This is a genomic window from Paenibacillus sp. XP01 (assembly GCF_057364885.1).
The window spans coordinates 3,410,102-3,435,090 of the sequence record NZ_CP139481.1 but is presented as its reverse complement, the minus strand read 5'-3'; the positions used below and the strand labels follow the sequence as shown (position 1 = coordinate 3,435,090).

The 24,989-nt window shown below is 50.1% G+C and carries 16 protein-coding genes; 4 read left to right on the top strand and 12 right to left on the bottom strand.

Going from position 1 to position 24,989, the window contains the following annotated elements:
- Positions 1–7: 7 nt before the first annotated feature.
- The 6 genes from SNR34_RS15645 to SNR34_RS15620 all read right to left on the bottom strand — a co-directional run bounded on the left by SNR34_RS15645 (position 8) and on the right by SNR34_RS15620 (position 8,322).
- Positions 8–643, bottom strand: a complete 636-nt coding sequence (locus SNR34_RS15645) for a Yip1 family protein (protein ID WP_236414140.1) — start codon at positions 641–643, stop codon at positions 8–10.
- A complete protein-coding gene (locus SNR34_RS15640; protein WP_343260565.1) occupies positions 627–2,090 on the bottom strand; it encodes an NHL repeat-containing protein in 1,464 nt (487 codons plus the stop codon). The genes SNR34_RS15645 and SNR34_RS15640 overlap by 17 nt, the downstream gene beginning before the upstream one ends.
- Before the next feature lie 15 nt (positions 2,091–2,105).
- Positions 2,106–2,987 (bottom strand): carbohydrate ABC transporter permease, encoded by an 882-nt coding sequence (locus SNR34_RS15635; RefSeq protein ID WP_438286804.1) that lies wholly within the window; start codon positions 2,985–2,987, stop codon positions 2,106–2,108.
- Positions 2,984–3,940, bottom strand: coding sequence for a carbohydrate ABC transporter permease (locus SNR34_RS15630; protein ID WP_339278240.1), 957 nt, complete (start codon positions 3,938–3,940; stop codon positions 2,984–2,986). The genes SNR34_RS15635 and SNR34_RS15630 overlap by 4 nt, the downstream gene beginning before the upstream one ends.
- Positions 3,941–3,959: 19 nt before the next feature.
- Positions 3,960–6,857, bottom strand: coding sequence for an extracellular solute-binding protein (locus SNR34_RS15625; protein ID WP_486182366.1), 2,898 nt, complete (start codon positions 6,855–6,857; stop codon positions 3,960–3,962).
- Positions 6,858–6,966: 109 nt separating this feature from the next.
- On the bottom strand, positions 6,967–8,322 hold the full coding sequence (locus tag SNR34_RS15620) for an extracellular solute-binding protein (RefSeq protein ID WP_486182365.1): 1,356 nt from the start codon (positions 8,320–8,322) through the stop codon (positions 6,967–6,969).
- Positions 8,323–8,465: 143 nt separating this feature from the next.
- Here SNR34_RS15620 and SNR34_RS15615 point away from each other — a divergent pair, with 143 nt between their 5' ends.
- Positions 8,466–9,359 carry a helix-turn-helix domain-containing protein gene (locus SNR34_RS15615; protein ID WP_486182364.1) on the top strand — a complete coding sequence of 298 codons (894 nt, stop codon included), beginning with the start codon at positions 8,466–8,468 and terminating at the stop codon, positions 9,357–9,359.
- 136 nt (positions 9,360–9,495) lie between these two features.
- Here SNR34_RS15615 and SNR34_RS15610 read toward each other — a convergent pair whose 3' ends face one another.
- The 3 genes from SNR34_RS15610 to SNR34_RS15600 are packed head-to-tail and all read right to left on the bottom strand — an operon-like array spanning position 9,496 to position 14,607.
- Positions 9,496–11,121 carry a response regulator gene (locus SNR34_RS15610; protein WP_343260569.1) on the bottom strand — a complete coding sequence of 542 codons (1,626 nt, stop codon included), beginning with the start codon at positions 11,119–11,121 and terminating at the stop codon, positions 9,496–9,498.
- Entirely contained in the window at positions 11,106–12,872 is a 1,767-nt protein-coding gene (locus SNR34_RS15605; protein ID WP_486182363.1) for a sensor histidine kinase, read from the bottom strand. Before SNR34_RS15605 ends, SNR34_RS15610 begins: the two co-directional genes overlap by 16 nt.
- Before the next feature lie 34 nt (positions 12,873–12,906).
- On the bottom strand, positions 12,907–14,607 hold the full coding sequence (locus SNR34_RS15600) for an extracellular solute-binding protein (protein WP_486182362.1): 1,701 nt from the start codon (positions 14,605–14,607) through the stop codon (positions 12,907–12,909).
- Between the two features lie 211 nt (positions 14,608–14,818).
- Between SNR34_RS15600 and SNR34_RS15595 the strand changes: the two genes are divergently transcribed.
- The 3 genes from SNR34_RS15595 to SNR34_RS15585 all read left to right on the top strand — a co-directional run bounded on the left by SNR34_RS15595 (position 14,819) and on the right by SNR34_RS15585 (position 18,288).
- Positions 14,819–15,676, top strand: coding sequence for a helix-turn-helix transcriptional regulator (locus SNR34_RS15595; protein WP_486182361.1), 858 nt, complete (start codon positions 14,819–14,821; stop codon positions 15,674–15,676).
- A gap of 123 nt (positions 15,677–15,799) precedes the next feature.
- Positions 15,800–16,909 carry a glycosyltransferase family 4 protein gene (locus SNR34_RS15590; RefSeq protein ID WP_486182360.1) on the top strand — a complete coding sequence of 370 codons (1,110 nt, stop codon included), beginning with the start codon at positions 15,800–15,802 and terminating at the stop codon, positions 16,907–16,909.
- A gap of 38 nt (positions 16,910–16,947) precedes the next feature.
- Positions 16,948–18,288, top strand: coding sequence for a sugar phosphate nucleotidyltransferase (locus SNR34_RS15585; RefSeq protein ID WP_486182359.1), 1,341 nt, complete (start codon positions 16,948–16,950; stop codon positions 18,286–18,288).
- A 309-nt stretch (positions 18,289–18,597) separates the two neighbouring features.
- Here SNR34_RS15585 and SNR34_RS15580 read toward each other — a convergent pair whose 3' ends face one another.
- From SNR34_RS15580 to SNR34_RS15570, 3 genes are read right to left on the bottom strand one after another with little or no spacing between them, the layout of a single operon-like run.
- Positions 18,598–23,061 (bottom strand): carbohydrate binding domain-containing protein, encoded by a 4,464-nt coding sequence (locus SNR34_RS15580; RefSeq protein ID WP_486182358.1) that lies wholly within the window; start codon positions 23,059–23,061, stop codon positions 18,598–18,600.
- A gap of 41 nt (positions 23,062–23,102) precedes the next feature.
- A complete protein-coding gene (locus SNR34_RS15575) occupies positions 23,103–23,981 on the bottom strand; it encodes a carbohydrate ABC transporter permease (RefSeq protein WP_236414113.1) in 879 nt (292 codons plus the stop codon).
- Positions 23,982–23,996: 15 nt separating this feature from the next.
- On the bottom strand, positions 23,997–24,947 hold the full coding sequence (locus tag SNR34_RS15570) for an ABC transporter permease (protein WP_486182357.1): 951 nt from the start codon (positions 24,945–24,947) through the stop codon (positions 23,997–23,999).
- Positions 24,948–24,989: the final 42 nt, after the last annotated feature.

Genomic DNA, 24,989 nt, shown 5'->3' with positions numbered 1-24,989 from the left:
TCCTTCCTTAGCCCCGAAGCACGAATTCCTGATAGATGGTGAAGACAAACGATACGATCTGCTGCACGAGACTGAAAAATAGCAGGCACAGAAAGGCCATAAAAGCCATGGCAGCCAGTGTAAGCAGCATCGTAAGCACCGTCTTCGCCGGCGTGTACTGGTGAACGGTCATGTTGCCCACGAATAACAGATACACCGTCCAGGCAACGGCAAGCGCATTGGAGAAATAATAAAAGGCTGCTTCCTGCGCGGAAATGACGAGACTCAGCCAGATCCACGGAAAATGAATCAGGAGCAGCGGCACCAGTGCAAAACACGTTGACATAAAAATTTCCGAAAACTTGCCTTCTCCGTCCATCAGGGTGGTTAACGACCAGTTGGCCACACACCAGAACAGGATCGGGATCACGACATACAACACTTCAAGCAGACTATTCAAATACTTGGGATTGTTAAAATTAATGAGAAAGCCGCTGTACTGGGCATGCAAAATTTTGGTAACCACCAGCAGCAGCATGATCATGCAGGCTATCAGCAATGTCGTTCGTTGATTGCGTTCATATTTCAGTTCCCAATATCCGTCGAAAGGGTGAAAGATGAGATGCAGCGGATACTGGTAAAGCTGCTTACTTGGCGCTTGCATTCGTTATCCTCCTTTTATGCCTGCGAACGATGACGACGGTGACAAACGCAGCTGCAGCCAGGAATAAACCGGACATCATCCACGAGAAATGCTCGCGCATCAGTTCTTTGCGGAACAGAAGAAATGCTTTCGAATACCCCTGCCGCTCCATGCTCCGTTTAAAATATTGCGCTGATTCGGCATACTCCTTCTGGCGAAGCAGCGATTTGCCAATGCCCGCATAGGCATACTCCAGATTCGCATTCATTTCGGCAGCCTTGGCGAAGAGCATCGAGGATTGGTCCTCGTCGCCGTTGTAATAACTGCGTACCGCTTCATGCAACGTGCGACCGTACTCCGTTGTCTGGAATACCGTAATCTCACCGAGCGCCTTATCCAGCACAAGCATCCGGTCTCCTGCACGTTCCAATGCGACCGGCGTGTTAAACTGTCCCAACCGATTGCCAATGCCGCCAAAAATATGGAGCAGGTATCCGTCGCCGTTATAAGTGAAAATTCGTCCTCTGCTGGAGTCGAGCACGGAATACATGTCGCTGTCTCCTACATCTACATCAACCAGGCGCGAAGGCCCTGCTTCGTTCGTGTACATCAGATCGCCTTGGGGGTAATGATACCCTTGTCTGCGCAAAATATCGGTGCCCTGGGCGTTCAGCTTCTTGATCGGATCTTTGCCGCGGTCGCCGCTTGTGGCGTAGATGAACCCCTCTTCATCCAGATCCAGGTTGGTGAATTCCGTCGGCGTGAACATCACCATCTGACTGCGCTGCTCGCGCGTGGCCAACCGTTTCCACAAATACTCCACCGGATCAACCTGAACCCTGTTCGCTCCGATAAAGGAGGAAAATGTGCCGTCCGCACTGAACTCCATGAATCCGTCGAATACACCCGCCGCCATGACGTAAATCCGTTCTCCCTGATCCATGACAACCCGCACGGGTTTGAATTGAAAATCCGCTTGTAACAGATCCGATTTTGGTTCAGCCACAATTTTGACCAGATGGCCTTGTTCATCCAGATGAACGACCCGGTGATTGTCGGTGTCCGCAACGAGGAGATCTCCTTTTTTACTGACATAGATCCCTTGCGGATTGTTGAACTGCTCCTCCTTGCCCGCCCGTTCAAAGGAATCAATCGTCCGCACCAGCTTCAGATCGCGATCCAGCTCCACGATGCGGCCATTGCCGGAATCCAGTACGAACACACGCTGATCCGCTGTGACATGCATGTCGCTCGGTTCTTTGAACGCACCGGTGTCCAGTTTATTGCCCGTGATGATGGACGTGGCCTCATACGCCGCCGGCGCCGGAACGGAATCGCCCCAGTAGGAGTATTGGTAAGCATCCTGCTTGCCGTCTGCACTTGCCGGTGCAGCCGCTTGGCTGAACAACAGGAGGCAGACCATGCCCATCATGATCCAGCTGCGCTTGTTCCATGTGCTTTTCCGCACCTCGCTGCCTCCTCTCTACTCTTTCATGCCCGATGTAGCCATCGTCTGCATAACGCTGCTCTGGGAGATGATGAACAGGGTGATCGGCACGATCATGAGCAGCAGCGCAACCGCAGCACCCACCCCTGCTCTCGCAATCCCTCCTTGAACAATCTGGCTGAGCGCATAATGCAATGTTTTGAGGTTTTCACTGTAAATAAAACTTCCGCCGTCCGTTCCCCAGAGGGCCGGAAACTGCAAAATCATCAGTGTGAGCCAGGCCGGCTTTACATTAGGCATCACGATGCTCCAAAATATCCGGTATTCATTGGCCCCGTCGATTTTGGCTGCCTCCAGCAGCGCATCGGGAATTTGCTCCATGAACTGCTTCATCAGGAAGAGCCCCAGCGAGAACGCAAGCGACGGCACGATAATGGAGGCATGCGTATTGATCCAGCCGAGCCAGGACATGACCATGTAGTTCGGGATCGCTGTGACATGGGGCGAGAACATGAGCGACAAAATGATAATGGTGAACAACACTCTGGAGCCGGGAAAGCGATATTTCGCCAGCGGATAAGCGGCCGCTGAGGCCAGAAGAATATGCCCTGCCGTTCCCAATATCGTAATAAGTAATGTATTGGCAATATAGCGGGATAACGGTACCCACGAATTGCCCATCAGATTGATCAGATCCGCGAAATTTTCCGTTGTCGGATTGTTCACCCAGAAGCGCGGCGGAAAAATAAACAGCTCATCCAATGGCTTGAATGCATTGTTAACGGCATAGATGAGCGGCAGCACCATAAATGATCCAAACACGGCCAGCAGGGCAAACAGCATCAGGCTGACGGCAAATGACCGATTCAGTCTTTTTGGCATGCCTAACGCGGCACGTACTTTGCTGGTCATCGTCATTCACCTATCCTTCTCAGCATTTTTTGCGTCAGAACGTTCGTGCCAAGCATCAGTGCAAACAGCACCGTTGCGATGGCCGAGGCATATCCCATCTCGAAGCGAATGGTGCCGAAGTCCATCAAGTGGGTAACGACCGTATGCGCCGCATAGTTGACGCTTGGGAAGCCGGCCAGGGCGATCGAAATTTCGGCTACGGCGAACGAAGCCGTAATCTGCATCACGGCACCGAACATGAGCTGGGGTCTCATCGATGGCAGCGTAATGTACCAGAGCTCCTGCCAGCGGTTTTTGATCCCGTCTACCGTACCGGCTTCCACCAGAGATCGGTCAATCGTCTGCAGACCTGCGATAAACGCCAGAAAGCTGGTTCCCAGACTGAGCCACAGCTGAACAATAATGACGATGGCCAGCACGTATTTCTCGTTTGCGAGCCATTGCACGGGTTCCAGGATGACGCCCAGCCGCATCAGGAAACCATTCATGTACCCGTAGCTGTCACCGGAGAAGATGATCAGCCAGATGAAGAACACGTTGCCTGATATGGACGGCGCGTAGAAAACCAGCGTCATGACCGCCCGGATTTTGGGCGACAGTTCGTTGATGATCCATGCAAACAAAAAACAGGCAATATAACTGACAGGGCCGGTGATAACGGCGAACAGCAGCGTATTTTTCAGCGCTATCAAAAAGACGTCGTCGCCCAGAAAAAGACGTGAATAGTTCTGCCAGCCGATAAAACGCGGCACCTCCAGCATATTGAAGTGGAAAAAGCTGAGGCCTAGCGAAATGCCGACTGGAATGACAGTGAACAGGAAAAAGATCAACATAAACGGCGCCATCAATACGTAATAGTGCCTGCTGAGGTACAGATCCCGTTTCAAAAGGGACCACCAGCCCGCCGGACGCGTATGGACGGCAGGAGCGGCTGCTGTCTTGGTTGTTTTGGCTTGCAACCGTTACCCTCCCTTCCTTCTACTTCAGATTGAATTCCTTGCGCTTCAACTCAATTTCATCATCGATATACAGGACATAGTCCGATAGGGCCTCACGCGGATTTTCGTTGGCGTTGACGACCTTGCGGAACGCATTATCCAGATGCCTGCCTGTGAAATAACCTCCCGGAAGCTGCGGGATACCTTGTACCCATTCCCATTGCTTCTCCAAATTCCGATAATCTTTCACAGGCCAAGGCAGCTGCTCCAGCGCCTTGATATTGGCTGTCGGGTAGCGGGCCGCCGCGCCCATGAGACCTTCCATTTCTCTTCCGTATTCCATCTGGGTCTGCTCATCGGTCCACCATTTCATAAACTTCCAGGCGGCTTCCTTGTTGGCCGCGTTTTCGAGCATCATCACAGCGCTGGTCGCACTGGCAACCTCATGCCTTACAGAGCCGTCGGGGAGCTGAGTGCCTGGTACAATGGTAAAATCCCAGAGGTTGCGAATTTCCGGAGCCATGACCGTAAGCATGTTGTACGTAGTGTAATCGGCGATGCCGATCGGCATCTCCCCGGTGCGGAAACGGTTTGGAAAGTCGGCCTTGAGCGGAAATTTGTAATTGGTATAGAACTGGGTCCACCGTTTGAACGCATCCATCGAAATTTCCGAATCCAGCGCGCTCTTCTTCTGATCTTCCGTATAGAAGGTGCCGTCATTCTGATACAACAGCATCGCAAAAGTCGAGTTCGGAACCAGATTGGCATTGTTCAGCGTATCCTCGATGGGCAGATAGAACTCCATGTTGTGCTTTTGCAGGACAGCGATAGCGTTATAGACGTCCTCCCACGTCTTCGGCGGTTCGAGACCCAGCTCGTTCAGAATATCTTTGCGGTAAAAAAGCATCGGAAAATGCTGCTGCTCCGGCAGCGCATAGACTCCTCCGTTATAACGGTAGGGCGTCAGCCCGCTTTCGCGGAATCTGCCCGAGATTTCCTCAAAATCCGGGAATTTGCTCAGATCGGCTGCTGCATTTCTCATCGCATAGTTCACGGGGATATCTTCGCCCATTTGCATCGCTACGTCCGGACCTTCCCCAGCGAGCGTGGCAGGCAGCAAAATATTAGGTGGAACAAGCCGCAATTGCACGGACACATCCGTATCCGGGGTAAACGAATCGTCGATCAAACCCTTAAGCACCTGGGCCTGATCCCGTCCGGTCGTAATCCAGACGGTAATCGCGTCCTTCTTTTGCTCCACATTGCCGATGCTGTCGTAATCTTCGGTATAGGATGCGACATATGCACCCAGTTCGTGCTTCACCTGCTGGATCGCCGTCGCTTCCGCCTTCGGCAATGGCTCGCCCGGCGGGGATACGTGAAGGTAATCCAGCGTAATCGGCTGTTCGCGTACGGACAAAATCCAGGTGCCGAGGCCGCCTACGTTAATCTTGAACGTATCGAGCCGTTTCGGAACCGTCTCCGGTCTGGCTGCCATATCTTTAAGCTGGACCACCATCGCATTCAGAACGGCGACTTTATCGCTCTGCTCTCCGGTTGCTTGTTCCAGATACGCGGCTACAGAGCTAAGCGTTGCCGCCTGCCGTTCAAAGACCTCCGTCATCTCCGGAATGCGGCGTTCCAGCTGGTAATCCCGGAGCGGATCGGGCTTATTGGAGGTGATCATCAATATTTTGCGATACATCCCATTCAGTTCCAGTACGCTGGATTCCACGGTGCGCAGAAGCGGAGCGATGTCGCCGAGCGTGACCGTCATCCGTATGCGATGTGTTCCTTTTTCGAGATGGAACTGATAGGGCTGGTCTTCTCCGGCTCCCAGTACTTGCGTTTGCCAGGATGGACTGTAATTAAAACGAATGCGTTTCATTTCCTTGAACGGCACTTTGCCGTCAATCGTCAGACTGCGGGTCGCATAGATGCCGCGAAGTTGATCCTGCTTTACTTTTAGCGCGATTTGATACAATCCGTCCTCCGGCACGTCGATCTCCCATTCGATCCATTCACCGGGCAGCTTCCAGTTGATGCCGCCGATGGCGTTGATGCGAATTTTGGATACGTCATACGGCTCCAGCGAAGGGCTGGAACGATCCGAGATCGGTGCAAGCGTAGGCGAGGATTTGCTTGCAGCCTGTTCTGCCTGGACCTTCAGCATGACCGGACCGGCCGGTTTCAAGCCGCGCGTTTCATAACTCGCCCGCAAGTCTGCATAGGACGGAACATCCTCCTCCTGATACAGCTCGATATAATCGATCGCCATGCTCTCCCGGAGCGAAGTGAGCGATAGCTGCTGTTTGCCCTTTTCAAAATAAAACTGGAACGGTTCCTCGAAGTAACCTGCGCTGTCCCTGAAGGAAGCGAGCTGCCACTTCGGCTGTTCCACTTGCCTCGGTCTGAGATCGTTGCCGCGATCGTCCCGGCGAACGTTATCTTCGCGATTGCCCCACACCCTGTCGAACAGCAGGACGTCAGCACCCCTGAACGGAACCTGTCCGTTTATCTCCAGTCTGCGTTCGATGCCGGAACTCTTGCCCTCCACCGGATAATAATGGATGCGAACGTGGTACAAACCACTCCATTGAACGGGAACATCCCAGCGAATGGTTCCGGTTTCGGGTGTAATGACGGCACTGCCGTCCAATCCGGCATATCCCTGCACCACTTCAAACGTTCCACCCTCCGCCCGAACATAAGACTCGCCTTCAATCCGCACCACGTTATCCGGTTTGGGAGTGTTCTGATGACCCGCCAGATAATGTTCATAGCTGCTTTCATCGTCCGTGTTGGAGATCGCTTCAAAATCTTCAAGCGCATGAGCCGTGCCCGGAGTACGATCCCGCGATGGATAGATGGTCCATATCGAGAACACCAAGGCCAGGACAAGCACCAGGATTAGTCCCTTTTTCTTACGTGACCGCATGTCTGAATGTATCCCCTTTCCTCTAGGCGTAGCGACAATGGGACGATGGACTGACCCGGACAGACCGCGCCATGACTGGTGCGTTCTGCCCGTGATTTAGTAAAATGGTTTATTTATATACCTCATCAATCGCGGCCTGGAAAGGAGCCTTGTATTTCTCGATCAGAGTGGATACGGATACCCCTTCTTTGAGCTCCGCATCAAAATCCCAGTAAGGCAAGGACGGGAAGGTGTTATGGTCGAGAACAAGCATGCCCTCAGCGACCTTTCTGGCGTTGTTGATGTCTGCTTCGTTGGTCAGATGCGTCTCCAGCGTGGACTGACCCGGATACTCGTAGATCGAATCGATCTCGTTGATTTTTTCCCAGATGTACATCAGTTGTTCCGGATTCTCCACCGCTTTAGGGATGGTGATCGCTTGGTAACGCGATTCGCCGGAGTGATACGCCGATGCGCTTGGTCCTTTTGGAAACGGCACAAAACCGATATCATAATCCTTCATGTCCGTCATAATGCCTTCGACTTCGTACATCGCACCTGCATACATCAAGGTATTGCCTTGACGGAAGAAGGTGGAAGGTTCTGTCCAGTCGCCACCCTCAGTTGGTCTGCCAACCTTTTCTGTTGCCAGCTTGGACAGGAAGTTCAGTGCTTCTTTCGTCCTGGGATCCTCTAGGTTCTGCTTATCCTCTTTGGTCAGAGAAGCTTCGTTGGAGTACAGGATCGGTTCAAGCAGACCCGTTTGAGCGAGTCCCCACGTGTCCAGCTTGCCATCATTGTTACGATCCTTGTTCGCTTGTTTCGCAACGCTGAGGAACGTATCCCAGTTCCATTCATCGGCATCCACATATTCCTGCAGCGGCTTCAAACCAAGTTCCTGCATAAGCGTTCGGTTATAGAAAATCCCGTTGATAAAGGAGGATTGATCTTCGGTAAAACCGTAGCCTCTGCCTTCATATTGCATATACTCGTTGGTCGTTTTTTGATTGAACACCTTATCGTTCTTGGTATACTCATCCACCGGCCATAACAGATCCTGTTTGGTCAATGCCGGAATGGCATAGTTTTTGCCCAGCCTCACCAAATCGCCCAGCGGTTCCCCTGCCATCAGCGAAGCAACCACTTTTTCCTGGTATTCTCCGAAATCGATGGAGATGTATTCAATATTGAAGTTATGTTTTTTCTTCAGTGCTTCAAGGTTCTCCAGGCGCTGAATGTTATCCGGGTTGTTACCCTGGATCTCCATATCCCACCAAGCAACAACCTTGATGGTTCTGCCACCCATGTCAAAGTCCATCTCCGGCGTTGAATTTTCATTTTTGGGCTCGGTTTCCGCGGTGTTCTGTTCCTCCTGCGGTGCCGGCTTTTCCGGCTCCGGTTGTGCGGTCGGAGCAGAACTGCATGCAGCAATCATCAGCATGACCGCAAATACAAGGCTCAGCAGCATAAACTTGTTGTTTCTCATCGTCTTCCCCCCTGATTGTCGTTTGCTCCCACAGTGTATCCCTCATATGAAAACGCAAACAACCCGCCGAAATGCAGGTATTCACCCGGTCAAATTATAGAAAGGCATGCTATTGAAGGATTACGAACTCATTTCAATAGAAATTGGTAAAGAAATGCATTGTCTGCAAAAAAATGCACATTGTATGCGCTTTCTTTTATTCTCATAATGAAAGTAAGCCTTATGGATTGGAATCCGGACCGGAAATTCAGAAGAAGGTGAGGTTATGCTTTATGTACAACATATTACTTGTTGATTACAGCCGGCGTTTGTGCAAAGAACTTGGACCGTTGCTGAGTCGTTCTACCTCTCCATTTACAATTGGGGAATCGGCCTTCTCTTCCTCCGATGCACTGATCGCCCTGTCGAAACAGGAATTCGCGGTAGTGCTCATCCATACTGAGCGATGTGATACGGCCGGTTTATGGTTATGCCATCGCATTCGCCAAATAAGCGACATTCCGATTCTGCTGGTGGGTGGAAGAGACCATTTCAGACTTGTGCGCAAAGCGTTAACTTATCAAGTGAATGATTATCTGCCCTCTCCTGTCAGCGCTTCAGCTTTACTGCAAAGTTTGCAGGCACTTCAGACGCGACTGGGACCGGAACCTGTTAAAGAAAGATTGCCTGTGAAACCACTCGTTCAGCTCAATGGCAAAGCGATGGAGTCCAGTCATGTCATCCGAATTGTCAAAGCTTACGTGAGAGATCATCTAAGCGACGAAATTACGCTCCGGAAAATTTCCGACATGCTCCATTTTAACTGTGCATATCTTGGACAAAAATTTAAACTGGAGGAGAAAGTATCCTTCAACGATTACATGCTGCAGCAGCGAATGGAAAAAGCGAAGCATCTGCTGTTAACTACCGATATGAGGATATATGAAATCGCTTTGGAGGTAGGTTATAAAGACATCGATTGGTTTTACAAAAAATTCAAGGCCTATGCAGGCTCAAGTCCTAACGCCTATCGCAGACAAAAGAATCACTCTGCCTAGGCATGACTGATCAGCTGCCTCCTCGGCAGCCTTTCTGGCGGGTGATCAAACCATAAAACGCAGGCCAGCAGCGCCTGCGTTTTTACGTGTTATCCTTTTCCATTTACTTCTGATGAAGGTGTCCATAACAACGGTTCTAACGCACGAGCACAGATTCCCGATATTCCTGGGGCGTCATGCCCGTCAGCTTCTTGAACAGGCGGGTAAACGAATGTGCCGACTCATATCCGACTTGAAGCGCTACTTCTCGCACCATCAGATCGCTGTTGCTCAGCAGCTCCTTGGCTCTTCGGATACGGGTGTCGTCGATAAACTCCGACAAGTTGATCCCCGTCTCCTGCTTGAAGAAGCGGGATAGATAGGACGGGTTGAAATGATTCAACTCGGCGAGTCTGACCAGCGAAAGGTCCTTTTCCAGATTGTCCCTGATATAGCCGCATAGAGTATGGATGACCTGGTTCACACGTTCTTCTTCATTGGAACGCTTGAAATGAACCAGTTCATCCGCAGCGCGGTACAGGTGGTGCACTGCTTCCTTCATGCATGTAAAGTCACTCAGTTGAAGCAAACTTGGCTGATCAGGGACGTTCTGCCGGAGCCCCCAGCGATTACATGTGGAATACAGCATCAGAGCCAGATAATAGTAGGTTTCCATAGCCCGCTCCATGGTCAGGTCCTGCTGCTGCAGTTCCGTTACAAGCTCTTCAAAAACATCGTAAAAGGGCTGAAAGCGTCCGGTTTCCAAGAAACCAGACATCACGTCAATCCGGCTTGAGATCCGAACGGATTCCTTGGATGTTCCTCCTGCAGTGCCTTCGGTTTTATCCGTCAATACCATGGAGACCCCATCGCCAATTTTCATCCACTGTAACAACCGCAGCCGTTCATACTGCCTTGGAATTCGGGACCAAGGGCAACCGCGTCCGCTCAATGTAAAGGCAATGGACACGTCCAACGACGCCATGCAGGCTTCCTGAACCAGCTCCAATGTGCCTTCGATATAAGTGGAAAAGTGCTCTTCTGCATTGTTTTTCCCTGTTTTAGGCTGAAGCAGCCAGACCACATCGCCATAGTGATCTGTGACACTGATATATATCGCATGTTCACTCAATAGTGAAGATCCGATAATCCGGACCGACTCCTGCAAACGATTCGGTCCTTCTTCGATTCCAGGCGGCGTATTGAATCGTCCAAGGACCAGATACACCGGGGAGTCCGCTTGCAAGCCTATGTTTCTTGACACCAGTTCGGCTTGAAGCTCCATCGAAGAGGAGTGAGCGGACGGGCTATCCTGAAGAAGCTTGCGCACATATTCCTCCTGGTGCAGCGCAGCCAGCCGGGAAGTCATTTGGCGGGACTTTTCCAACACTTCATGCATGCTGTGACTTTGCCGAATCTCTTCCATGACCTGCTCAATGACCGTCATCACCTTGTCGTAACCTTCCGTTTTGAGCAAATAACGCACATTGGGCATCTGGAGGGCTCGGTATGCATAATCAAAATCACTGTGTCCCGTGAGAAAAATAACGCGGCATTGAGGCCAGCGTGTCTGGATCTCCTCGGTCAGTTCGAGACCACTTATGCCAGGCATGCGAATATCCGTCAGAACGATGTCAATTCTGGATCGCCGCATCCAGTCCAGGGCCTCTGCAGCGGAATAGGCTTTGCAGACATCAAGCCGGTCCGGCATATGTCCGGCAAACGTCTCATACAGGCTGTCCGTTATAATTTCCTCGTCATCCACAATCAGAAGTCGGTACATGCGCTCTCCCCTCTCTTCCATCGGATTCGAATCGCGACTTTCAATCCCTGCAGATCGCTCCGAGAGAGAGAAAGCCCGCTTCCTTCCCCATAGGTCAACACCAGACGTCGATGAATATTCATTAAACCGGTCACTTCATCCGTATCGGCATCATTGTGCAGACGTGCCTGAAGCATATCGATCTCCTCCGTCTGCAACCCCTCCCCATTGTCCTCCACCGTAATTTCAATGTAGGTTGACTTCATATGGAATTGAACCCGCAGGAGTCCCGTACCCGTGTTCTTCTCCAGACTATGTTCATAAGCATTCTCTATGATCGGCTGAATGATCAATCTGGGGACCTGAAGCTGCTCCATTCCGGATGGCAGCTGCCCGAAGTCTACTTTGATCCGCCGTGAAAAGCGTAATTGCTGAATCTCCATATAGATTCGCGAATGCTCCACTTCGTCTTTCAAAGGCACATGATCCGTTCCGTTTCGGGTGATAAAACGAAAATATTCGCCAAGCATGTTCGTAAACTGTTCAATGCGCTCCGTTTCTCCAGTTCTGGCAAGCGAGTTCAGAATGAAAAAGCTATTATACAAAAAATGTGGATTAATCTGGGACTGAAGCTGCTTCAATTCAGCCCGCTGCATCATCATCGTCTGTTTGAAATCCCGATCGATCAGTTGCTGCAGATTTTCAATCATATGATTGAAGCGTGCATATAGAAAACCGAACTCGTCCTTGCGATGGTGTACGATCGGAATATCGAGCACGCCTCCCTCCATTTTTTTAAACCTTTTGACAAGCAGCAGCAGCGGAATATGAATCAGCTTGTAGCTGGAATAGAGATAGGCCGTAATGGCAATGAAAGACGTGATGGCAAATATCCAGGCCCATGTATAAAATTTGCTGAGCGGTTTGGTTACCATTTTCTCCGGCAGATACGTTGCAGCCGATAAGCCCAGAGCATCCATGTGCAGCTGATTGACGTGATAATTAACGCCCTCAACCTTGACCTGAAAGCTGTCATGCGGATTTTTCCGACGATGCTCGCGGTAACTGGACAGAATGACATCTCGCTGCTGGTGATCCGAGATTACATTCCCGGTCTTCTCTTCGATCAGGAGTGTGGCACTTTCAGGGTACAGGTTTAGCTGCGATAATTCATTCTGAAACTGAGCGTTATCCAGTTCTACCTGTACAACAAACAGAGGGCCTCCCCCTTTTTTTCCCGTGAGCCGGACAGCGCTCAGGTTCAGCGTGTCTCCTTTTACAGTAAAACGGATATCCTTTCCTTCCATAGCTGAACTGAAATAGTCAAAGGACGCCTGATCATAATCATCGATGCCTTGCATTGCCGATATGCTCTTGTTGACTGCAGGGATATGTACATAAACGTTCTTGATATAAGCACTGCTGTTCTTAAAGGCGGCCAGTCGCTCAGATAAATAATTCAGCGTTTCACGCCTTTCCACCTGGTCCATGATGTTCCAGAGGATCGCAAGCCGATTCAGTTTGCGGTCCTCGGCAATATCAAACTGCTGCAGCTCCATCCATTCAATCTCCCTGTTCAGTTCCATCGCAAATTGGTTCAATCGCCTTTCCGTCGACAGGGAAATTTCCTGGCTTGCCGTGTCGTAACTCCAGTGATATAAATACACACCCAGAAGAATCAGAGGAATCACAAAGATCAGATAGGTCATGATTAGCCGTGCAAATATGCTGTTAAGCCAGGACTGCGCAGGAATCTTCAACAATGCATTCACCTCCCGTCTCCCTGGTTGAATCGGGACACCTGTGTTAATAGGATAAGGCGAACGATTGGTGACCCCGTGCGGCATTGGTTCTGAACCACGCATTCACCTCCGATGTGATCTCATCTCCACCCAATTTGCGCCAATTCTCGACGAACTGATCGAACTCTTCTATCGGCGATCCAAGAATGATATTCATGTATGCCTCGAGCTGAAGATCCCGAAGAATGATCTGCCGATCGATCATCGTTTCGGTGATGCCGCCGGTGAATTCGTCGTATAGAAGCTGGCCGTTCCGCTCATAGGCATCTGCAATGCTGAAGGCTCCTGTCGGTCCATAGGTTTGTTTCCAACCCCATCCGCTCTTCAAGCCTTCTGTTTCATACGCAGCAATCCGCTTGTGAATCGCAAGCGCCTCGTTCTCCAGGGTAGAGAAATCCCCTGTCTTTCTGGCGTCGCGGATGTCTCTGTAGGCATCCATGTTTTTCATGCCGGGAAAAGGCGTTACCGGCGAGAGCATCCATACGGCACGCGAATCGTCATTGTAGTACGTTTCATACTCGGCTTGTTCTCCCCAGTTTTTGTCCAGATGCAGGTTCATGAGCTTTACGACAACCTCCGGACTCGCAAATCCCTTCCTTACTGCAAAATAATGTCCTGTATTGGAACGAAGAGGGACAAACACGCTTCGGCCAGATTCAGCTACCAAGGGGTACGCTTGCCATTCCGCATCCGGATCCGTGTCCCGGGTAGTCTGAATCATGAAAGGAGTCCACTGTTCACCATAGAGCATGCCTATTTTACCGTCCTGAATCAGGCGGTACTCCTTGCTTCCGTTTTTGTAGGCGAACTCGGGATCAAGCTGGCCTTCAAGGTACAAGGTCTGCAACGCTTCCAGCGCTTTTCGCACCTCGGGTTGTATGCCGCCGTATGCAAGATTGCCCTCCTTGTCCTTGATCCATATATTCGGGAAAGCTCCGTAACCGGCCATGAATCCTGACGCGCTCATGACGGGGTCCCACAGATAACTCGTTAACGCAAGTCCATAGGTGTCTTGTTTTCCGTTTCCATCGGGGTCTTCTTCTGTAAACGCTTTCGATATTTGAAGCACGTCTTCCATCGTTTCAGGCGGATGCAGGCCCAGGTTATTCAGCCAATCGCTTCTGATCCACAGATACTGCGCCGTTTCGATGGAAGAGGATGATTCGGGGATCGCCATGAGTTTACCGTCAATCGTGGCGGCGTCGAACGCTCCTTTTCCCTCGGCCTCCAATATATTTTTCGTAAGCGGAGAGGCATGGGCCTGGTATACTTTGGTCAGATCTTCAATCCATCCGGCATTGCTTAATTGCCTGAGCTGATATGGATTGACTTTGACCACGTCCGGGAAACGGCCTGCTGCAAGGGACACTCCCAGTTTCTGATTATATACATCACCGTTCGCGATCCAGTCATAGTGTATCCGAATGCCCAATTCTTCTTCATACAAACGGGTCCAGCGATTATCTACCAAACTCTCGCCCGGCAACTGATCAAGCATTCGCTGCAGGTCTTCACCAGTCTCTCGGACAAAGGTAACCCGTATAGGAGGATCGTATCTCCCTGCACTTCCGGAAGGTTGTACCTGCTGCCCGGCAGACGTCGAAGGCGGTTGCCCTGAATTTCCTTGCGTATGGCCCGCAGGTATGCTCACCGTAAGGAGGATAATGAAGGCCCATCTTGATCTGTACATCCATCTCTTGTGCATGGCGACATGCCCCCCGGTTCAGTTGGAATGAATATAGTCGTAAGATCATATTGCTCTGACGCGTTTCCGATATTGTAAAGATAGGTTTAGATAGTAAGCGTTTGCAAAATAAACCACTTCATGGTAGGATGATTACATTTTAAGGTAATCTGAACACAATTTCATTGCGTTATTTGTTCCATTTATTGCGCGAAATGACGGGAGGTGCTGTATGAGCGGATCCTCTGACTTTTTCTATGACCCCATTCAGCCGGAGCTTTTGTACCTGCATCGAATCACGACTTACAAGCTGGAAACGAGCTATCATCGGCATAATGCCTACGAGATCTATCTGTTCCTTCGCGGTCATGTGCACTTTTATGTAGAAAATCGGTGTTATCATATGCAGCGGGGCGATTTGCTCGTGATGTCCCCCAAAGAAATGCATCGTGCGTTTATATTGGATGAAACGGAGTATGAACGGATTACGATCAATCTCAAAAAAACATACCTGTACCAATTGTCCACGGCCTCAACGAACCTATCTTCCTGTTTTGATTGCCGCCGCAAAGGCGAAGGCAACATCATACACCTGGACGACGATCGTTTGGACCAGATCACATATTGGACGAACCGGATCGAAGAATCGCTCTCTTCGGATGCTTATGGGGCAGACGTCAAAACCAATGCTGCAATCGCGCAATTATTGGTGTTGATCAACGTATGGTTTCGCAACAATTCTTTTGAGCCTCATGATATCATGCCCGATCTGGTGCGAAAGACAATGGATTACATCGACGAACATATCACGCAAGATATTACGCTTGGCAAACTTGCCGAAGCGTTCTACATGAACAGCACTTCGATCAGCCGCCAGTTCAAAAAGCATACCGGGCTGACCCTTCGTTCCTATATTCTCAGTCGTCGTATCGAACTTGCCAAATTTCTTCTGTCTGACGGGATAAGCATCACCGATGCTTGCTTTCAATCGGGCTTTGGCGATTACGCCAATTTTATACGAAGCTTCACCAAGATGGTTGGCATTTCTCCAGGAAAGTATATTAAACAGCGACGTGAAGCCATTGAGTGATCACTGATTGTGTGTTCTTTACACACTCCCTACACCCATACCTTTTTATTCTTCCGTCATATGATAATCCATATATTAAAAGTATAGAGATGAGCAAAGTAATTATCCGAGGGATGTTGTCATATGAAACCTTATCACGTCGTTTGGAAGGGCCCTGTACACAAAGCAAGCGGGCTTGGCCGTGCCAGCAGAGCGTATGCCCAGTCACTAAAGCGGCAAGGCGTAGCCGTTAGTATAGGACCGGCAAAACAGCGCAAAAACAGCAGCCGATACACACGGGTGCTGATTTATCACCACCTCCCCAATAGCATTCAATGGAAAAAAGAGCGCCGTCTGTATGATCTAATTATTTTGAATACAGTTTGGGAAACAAGCAAGCTCCCCAAGGCTTGGCTTCCCCATATGAATCAATTTGATGCCGTTTGTGTGCCCTCCCAGCATAATAAAAGAACACTAATGAACAGCGGCGTGAATGTCCCGATTTTTGTCGTTCCTCATGGTGTAAATGCAAAGGAGTTTCATCCGAATAACAAGAAAATGTCCGTGCCGGGTGCGGCCGGCAAGTTTACGTTCGTGTCCGTCTTCGGCTTCCAGCACCGTAAAAATCCGGAGGGCCTGCTGCGGGCATATTGGGAAGAGTTTTCCTCTAAAGATAACGTCGTGCTTGTGATCAAAACAAACGGATATGCGCCGCATGAGAACGAAAAATGGATCCAGGCCAAAATAACGCAATACAAAAAAAAGCTGGGTATCCAAAAAGATACGGCCCCCGTTGTCGTGATCGGCCGTCATCTTCGTGAAAGCAGATTAAAAGGTTTGTATACGCTCGGCGATGCTTTCGTCCTCCCGACTCGCGGCGAGGGGGTTGGACTGCCCTTTCTAGAATCGCTGGCGAGCGGCGTACCGGTCATCACTACGAGTTGGGGCGGGCAAATGGATTTTCTGACGCACAGCAACTCGTTCCTGATTCCGTACCAGCTGCGCAGCCCGTCAAGCAGTATGAACAGAGCCATTTCTAAAAAATTCAGCAGCCTGTTTGCGCAAAAGGGACAACGATGGGCGGAACCGAATCTGGGCTATTTAAAAAAACGGATGAGGGAAGCGTACCAAAACCCCGGACTTTGCAAACAAAAAGGACAACAAGGCAGAAAGGATATACTTCGCTTATCCTGGGACCGGTCCGGGGTATTGATGAAGCATGCGATTGAAGAAATCATTCGATCGAAGAAATAAGAATGGAGGGCGATATCCCCAAGAAAGGAGGAATCGGCTTGCGTATTATCCTGTTATGCGGGGGATCCGGAAAAAGGCTGTGGCCTTTGTCCAATGAGATTCGCTCCAAGGTGTTCCTTAAGCTTTTGAAATCCGATGCCGGGGCCAGAGAATCGATGATTGAGCGAATATGCCGGCAATTAAATGAGGCGGGGCTTCTTCAATCCACATGCATCGTTACCCATCACAGTCAAGTGGAAATTACCCGTTCCTATGTTGGCGAGCATATCCCGATCCTGGCCGAACCCTTTAAAAGAGGAACCTTCACAGCCATTGCTTATGCGGTAAGTTATCTTCATGAAAAGCTGCAAATGAATCCAAATGAAACCATCTGCGTTCTTCCAGTCGACACATACGCAGATACCGCTTTTTTTCGACTGCTCCTTCGCGTTCCTGATGTTCTGATGCATTCTAAAGCAGATCTCGCTCTCCTCGGAACCAAACCTACCCATCCTTCCGATCAGTTCGGCTATATCGTTCCTGCTCAGCCCAATGGAAATGACGACTTTTCTTTCATTCACCAATTCATCGAAAAGCCCGATGAGCCGACAGCCTGTCGTCTCATCGAGCATCAAGCGATGTGGAATTGCGGCGTATTCGCATTCTCCTTGAAGTTCATGCTGACATTTTTGAAAGACAAGGGGCATCCGATCCAAGTTGAGCATTGGCTGGAAAATTACGAACAGCTTGCAAACACCAGTTTCGACCGGGAAGTCGCGGAACACGCATTGTCTGCTGTTGTCATGAGATATGACGGCTATTGGAATGATCTCGGGAGTTGGATGGCGTTAAGCGATCATTTCGAGAGCCATGTCATCGGGTCAGGGCGAATATCGGACGACTCCTCTAACAGCCATATCATTAACGAGCTTTCCTATCCGATCGAAATGATCGGCGTATCCGATCTCATCGTAGCGGCCAGTTCCGATGGCATCCTCATTGCTAACAAGGGCAAAGCAAATCAAATCAAGGATAAGCTCGAACATATGCCGCGATTTGCGAAGTATGAAGAGAAAAGATGGGGCTCCTACCGGGTTCTGAACGATTGGAACGATGAAACGGGAAATGGAGTGATGATCAAGCAGGTGAAGCTGATCCACGGAAAATATACGAGCTACCATCAGCATCTCGAGCGGCAAGAAATCGTGACGATTGTGACGGGCAGCGCGGAAATCCTTATGGAGGGTAAACGACGCCAGCTAAAGGCGGGCGATGTTCTGCAAATTCCGGCTGGAACCAGACATGGAATTAAGGCACTTACCGATCTTGAACTAATGGAAGTTGTGCTGGGCAAGGATCTGGCGAAAGAGGATGTTATTCGTATTGAGATGGTGTGGTAGACGTTTGCAGGCTATCTATATAGGCTGAACCAATCATTTTTACACAGAGTCACTACGTGGTCAGAACCATCTTCCGATCGCTATTATCCCCAGATTTTTTTTGATCCCCTTTTTCAAAGGGAAAATCCGGCGATAAACACGAAGCGAATGCTTTCGATGGAGCTTTCTTACAGAAAGCTTTTAGCTCCGCTTCTGCAGATTCTTTCTGCCCCCTCCGTTTTCGTGTAAATTTCTAGTTCAACCTATATAGAGGTTTTTTAACATAAGAATGAAAGGAACCAGGCCGCGAAGGACTTGGTTCCTTACGTTCTATTGGACTGGTCCCATGTTGATGAGCCTCACATCGGACAACGTAATGCTTGTATTCCCGTCTTCGGCACCGCTGATGCTGCCCATATCAAATACAATACGGCTGTTCGCATAGCTTTGCTCGGTTGTGTCGAACGTGAAGGTGTATTCTTGCTCATCGGTGGACAAGTCCACTCGCTCACCGAAAAATCCATGCCATGCGTATCCTGCGGGAACGTCAACCCAGCCGACGCCAAGGCCCATTTTGCGTGCTTTATCCGCTTTGGCCTTGAACGTCAGTTTGTATTTGTAACCCTGCTGCATCGCGAAACCTTCATTAATCACTTGCCGATCCCACGGATTATTCCCCGCCTGACCAATACGAGCCTGCAGCTTCCGATTCTCGACGGTAAATACCAGTTCCGAGTTATTCCCGTCAGAATGACTAAACCAGCCGTCGCTTCCTTTGGCAAAGTCACCGTTCGATATCAGATTGACGTGTAACGGCTGTCCGCCCTGATCCGCATCGGGATTCACTTCGAACAGCATCACATTGTGAATGGATACGCTGTGCTCGCCCGCTGGAGCAGTACCAAAACCAAAGTCCAACAAGGCAGCCGAACCCGCAGTGTCCCCCGTTGTAAATGTATAAGTGTATCGCTGTTTGGTTTCAGTCAGGTTTACCGTTTCATCCATATACCTGTCTCCGTTTCCCTCCTGCGAGACTACCGCTTGCACGGATGTTGGAGCGGATGCAGAGGCATCAAAACTCAAGCGATACGTCTTGCCCGACTCCAGGGAAAGCTGACCTTGCTGCAATAACGCTTCCCGTCCATTTTCACTTGCACCCGGCAAAGTAATGCGAATGCCCTCATCTTCCCCATGTGAAGCCACGAGATCATCAGGAATCAGTTCCCAACCGCTTCGATCCTGCGTCAACTCGCCGTTCTGCAGCTTATTTTGAGAAACGTCCAGCCAGCGTGTATTATATTCGTTCCCTTCAAAATTAACATAATACGAGTTTCCCGCTTTCAAGGAAACCGCTGGCAGATACACGGTTTTGTAGGTTTGCCACCCGCCCGTATCTCCTAGCAGAAGCTCCGAGCTTGCAACCGTATTGCCTTGTTCATCTTTGACGCTGAATCGGATTTTTGAATCCGCTTTGGCACTCGCCATCCGGGTGGAAAAGGCATATGCCCCATCGTTTGCTGCATCGATTTTAAATTGCAGCAGATCGCCTTCGTCCATGTAGCTGACATGTTGGCCGCCTTCATCGGAATTTTCGAGCTGCAAACCTTGCATCATCCATGCCTCAGTTGCAGGAATATGGGCATAGCCCTGAACCGAAACCGGTTTTCCCCGCTTGGTCAGCCTTACATTATCGACGTAGGCCTTGCCTGAAGTACCGCCGAATAAAAGCTTCAGTTCGGCTGTTGCTGTTGTTGCTGTCGTTCCGCTCTGTCCGATCACGATTTCACCGGTGTAGTTTCTCATCTCTTGCCCGAGCTGGATCTGCTGTCCTTGATGGATTTGCACGTCATGTCCCTCTGCGGTTGACAAGCCGATGTCCATCGTACGAGGCGCATCCGCCTTTGCATCAAAAGAGAATCCATAGGTGGTGCCAGCTTCCAGCTTCATATCCGGCTGTACCACAGCTACTTGATCAGGCTGACCATCGGTTTGCTTCACATCAACCACGAGCTGCCGTTCCATGATCGGGAACTTCAGGAAGTTATTCACGGAAATATGGGCTTCGGCACCGGATTCAATCCGATTGGACCAAAAACCAAGCCGCCCCTTGCCTTGATCAAATGTACCGTTATACACCAAATTTCCATCCGGCAGTGCTTTTCTTTCCACAGGTACAGCGTCAGCCTCACCGATATCGATCAGTCTGACATTGGATACCATGACTGCAGCGTCATCCAGCCCCAGATTGAATTCAAATCGGGCATTATTGTCTGAGCCATTTCGCATGTTAAAGGTGTATTCATAGGGCTGCCAATCCGTAGTCAACGAAAAGCTGTGTTCCTCCGAGTAATTCGTCCAGCTTTTCTCGAATTGAGTCACTTTCGAACGAATGACACGGTCGGCAGATGCTTTGGCATCAAACTGCACTCTGTATTTTCTGTTTTTCTTCACGTACATCGGCATTTGTGTCAGCTGTATGGAATAACCCTCGGTTCCGGGCTGTGAGACGGTCACCTTCGCCGCTTTGCCCTTCTGTTCATCGTCAACAACCTCCACTTTACCAGCTCCGCCTGCATTCGTAATGAACTTCCATTCATTCGGTACACCGGCTGCATCGACGCCTTCGGTAAAGCGTTCATTATATATCTGGTTGCCATCTGCTCGCGGATCCCGCTTCCGTTCAGGCTCGATTGGATTCGAAGTGACGTCGGGCCATTCGTTCATTTTTTTATAGGAATATACCCGAACAAAATCCACATTCATCTTCTCGGACACAAATCCGTTTTCAGGTGATCCTGGCCAGTCTCCGCCTACCGCAAGGTTAAGAATCAGATAGAACGGCCGGTCGAACGGTGCAGGGAAAGTGTAGCTCTCCGGCTGTCCTGCCGCGGTTGTTTGCCAGTTATTCACTTGATGATGCAGCTTGCCATCCACGTAGAAACGAATCATGCCAGGCAGCCATTCCACCTGAAAATCATGATATTCATCTGCAAAGGACTCTCCGGCGGGCAATGTAAACTTGCCTTGGTCATGCCCGTGCGAGCCATCAGGCTTCACGGCATCATAGTGGATCGTGCTGTACACTTCGTGGTCTTTGTTTTTGCCGCCGATCAGCTCCATAATATCGATTTCGCCGGAAGCCGGCCATCCACCGTAATGCGATTCATCCGTAGGCATCATCCAGATGGCCGGCCACATGCCCTGCTGCACCGGAAGCTTCGCCCGAACGACAACTTTGCCGTAGGTCCAGTCTCCTTTCCCCATCGTGATCAGTTTGCCTGAAGTATAGGATTTGCCACTTTTTTGCTCCCGTTTTGCCTCAATTTGAAGTACACTCCGAGCGCCATCTTTGACGATGCGTGTATTATCCGGACTGTAATATTGCAATTCATTGTTATAGACAAGTCCGGTATCCTGAACCGTCCATTTGGAATCATCCACGGCAGCACCGTCGAATTCGTCATTCCAGGTCATTTCCCAATCCTCGTCCGGGATCGTTGTTGCCGGAATCGGCTTCTCCCCCGCCGGATTCCCTGGAACGGAAGGTGTCTCTCCAGCCGGAGAGGACGGTGATGAAACGGTTGAACCGCTGCCAGGCGTGGAAGGTTTCGGTTGTGCAGACTGCTCGTTGTCTGACGTCATATTAACGCTGTGCCGCCCCTTTGTAACCGTTTTCCCGTTGACAAGCACGCTGCCAGCCTCCACATCGAGCAGCTTGATCTTGCCTTTGGCATCAATACGGGTATGTCGAGCTTTGCTGTTCACGCTCAACGTATCAATCACGCTCTTGTCAGACAGTTCAACCGTTGCTTTGCGTATGACGGTCATTGCTCCCACCAAGCTGTTTCCAGCGATGTCCACATGCACCAAGCCGGAACCGGAAGCTTTATCGACGACAACCTGCTTCAGTTTGGAGCTGCGAATGTCGATGGAGTGGCTTCCTCCACCTTTTATAATGACACTTCCCGTAACCGTCACACCATCCAGCGTCACTCTGCCTTCGCCAATACCTTCGGTGAGCAGCAAATTGCCGCTAACGGTCATATCCTTGAGCGTGACGTCAGATGATCGAATAACCAGATTGCCATCAACACTTGATTCATACGTACCGGGAGCACTTTTCACATCCGTGATCATGTTGGACATCAACGTTGCTGCCTGTGCTCTTGTAATATCTGACTTCGGAGCCAGTTTTCCATTGTATCCGTTTACAATTTTCTCCTGAATCAAATAACTGAACGCTTTTTTGGCGTAGTCTGCCACTTCTTTCCCATCTTTGAAACCGGTTAGCGCTTGCTCGTCCTCTTTGCCTGTCGATAGTTGGAACGCCCGATCTGCCATGACTGCGGCATCCTGCCTTGTGATAGGCAGGTCTGGTGACAGATATGCAGCATCGGTTCCCTGAATGATTCCCGATCCATTCGCTCGAACCAGGGCATCATAGTACCACTCCTTTTCGCTCATGTCTGAAAATGCTGCTGACGCTGATTGCCGCCCGCCGGCAAAACCAAATATCCGGTCCAGCATCACAACAAACTCGGCGCGGCTGATGCGTTCATTCGGTTTGAACGTGCCGTCGGCATACCCTTTGATCAAAGCCAGATTCTGCATCCGCGTCACGGCATTTTCTGCCCAGTGTCCCGTCATATCCCGATATGGGGCGGAATGCAGGCTGCCCGCCTGCACCTGTCCCGCCTCCGCTTGCTTCGATGTGCTTTCTGCTCCGGCAACCGCCGGACAGACCAGGGAAACCATCATGCTTCCAGCCACGAGACAAGCCAATCCTTTTTTCACTCGTATTCCTCCCCTAATGTATGTTGACATGCTGGGCAGTGCTATTCCTTCACTGCCCCGATGACGATGCCTTTTACGAAAAAGCGTTGCAAAAATGGATAGATCACCAGGATGGGCAGTGCCCCAATAAAGATCTGAGCGGCCCGAACCGTACGCTGGGAAACGTTCTCCAGCATGGACGGGTCTACATTGATTTTGCTGAGATCCTGCTGCACAATGATCGTCTGAAGCAGCGAGGCAAGCGGATAATTTTTAACGTCCGACATATAGATCATGCCGTCAAACCAGGAGTTCCATTGACCTACCATGGTGAAAAGTGACAGCGTGGCAATGGCCGGAAGAGACAGCGGCACGTAGACCAGCGCCAGCGTTTTGATATGACCTGCACCATCCAGATAGGCAGCTTCCTCCAGTTCCTTGGGCAGGCCCCGGAAGAAGTTCATCATCAGGATGACATTCCACACAGACAGTGCTCCCGGCAGAACCAGCGCCCAAATGGTATCCATCAGACCAAGTTTTTGAATCAGGATATAACTTGGAATCAGGCCGCCGCTGAACAAAATGGTAAATACGAAGAACCATGTGTAGATCGAACGGCCCCTAAAGTTGATATCCTCCTTCGATAACGGAAATGCCGTAATCAGCATGATTACCATACCGAGGATGGTAGCGATGACGGTCCGTTTCACCGAGACCCAGAGGGAGTCAATAAAGTTCGAATTGCCAAACGTCTTTACGTAGGCGTCCGTCGTAAAGCCGACCGGCCAGAAGCTGACCAGATTCGAAGAAGCTGGAGCCATGCTGCTGAACGAAACGGCCAAAATATGAATGATAGGCAATATGCAGAGCAGCGATAATACGCCGAGAAAAATATAATTGGCAACGCTGAATATTCGATATCCTTTTGTTTTGTAATACAAGCCCTATTCTCCTCTCTAGAACACGCGATAGTTAGCCAGTTTGTAAGCGAGTCGGTATGAGATAACGATCAGAATGGTCGCAACCACGGATTTGAACAAACCTACCGCTGTGGCAAAACTCATCTTGCCGTTCAAGATACCGAGTCGATATACGAAAGTATCGATAATGTCTCCTTTGTCGTAAACGAGCGGATTGTACAGGTTGAATACCTGATCGAATCCTGCATTCAGAATGTTTCCGATGGAGAGTGTCATAAGTACGATCGTAATTGGCATCAGCGCAGGGATGGTGATGTGCAGCGTCTGCTTGAACCGGTTGGCTCCATCCACTTCGGCCGCTTCGTACAACGCCGGATTGATGCCCGAGAGAGAAGCCAGAAATACGATCGTGCCGAAACCAAATTCCTTCCAGACATCACTGACAATCAGTGTTATACGAAACCACGTTCCATCCCCCAGGAAAAAGATGGGGTCCCCGCCCAGCGCAACGATAAGTTTGTTCACCATGCCTCCTTGCGGAGACAGGATATCCAGCAAAATTCCGCCGAGAATGACCCATGAGAGAAAGTGCGGCAGATATACGAGCGTTTGGCTGACCCTTTTAAAAGCGACCAAGCGAACCTCGTTTAACAAGATGGCGAACAAAAATGGAGCGATCAGCCCTGCAATGATTTTGAAAAAAGCAATCACCAGGGTGTTCCAGATCACTTGCCCAACATCCGGATACAAGAACAAATATTTGAAATTATCCCAACCAACCCATTTGGATTCAGTAAATCCCAAGTAAGGCTTGAAATCCTGAAATGCGATGACGATGCCGCCCATTGGTATGTACTGAAAAATGATCGCCAGCAAAACAGCCGGTACAAGCATCATATGCAAGGACCAGTTTCGCCGCATATTCCAGCGTTTTTTCGTCTTGGCGGCACGCCGTTTATGCGGCGTTTCAAACGTATGTTCCTTCACCCCAACATCCCCCATGTTCTAAATTTTGTATTTTACAAGTCC

Coding starts and splice junctions, on each gene's coding strand:
- SNR34_RS15645 (WP_236414140.1), bottom strand. CDS start 643: ATGCAAGCGCCAAGTAAGCAGCTTTACCAGTATCCGCTGCATCTCATC.
- SNR34_RS15590 (WP_486182360.1), top strand. CDS start 15,800: ATGAAACCTTATCACGTCGTTTGGAAGGGCCCTGTACACAAAGCAAGC.
- SNR34_RS15595 (WP_486182361.1), top strand. CDS start 14,819: ATGAGCGGATCCTCTGACTTTTTCTATGACCCCATTCAGCCGGAGCTT.
- SNR34_RS15620 (WP_486182365.1), bottom strand. CDS start 8,322: ATGAGAAACAACAAGTTTATGCTGCTGAGCCTTGTATTTGCGGTCATG.
- SNR34_RS15600 (WP_486182362.1), bottom strand. CDS start 14,607: ATGCACAAGAGATGGATGTACAGATCAAGATGGGCCTTCATTATCCTC.
- SNR34_RS15610 (WP_343260569.1), bottom strand. CDS start 11,121: ATGTACCGACTTCTGATTGTGGATGACGAGGAAATTATAACGGACAGC.
- SNR34_RS15625 (WP_486182366.1), bottom strand. CDS start 6,857: ATGCGGTCACGTAAGAAAAAGGGACTAATCCTGGTGCTTGTCCTGGCC.
- SNR34_RS15635 (WP_438286804.1), bottom strand. CDS start 2,987: ATGACGATGACCAGCAAAGTACGTGCCGCGTTAGGCATGCCAAAAAGA.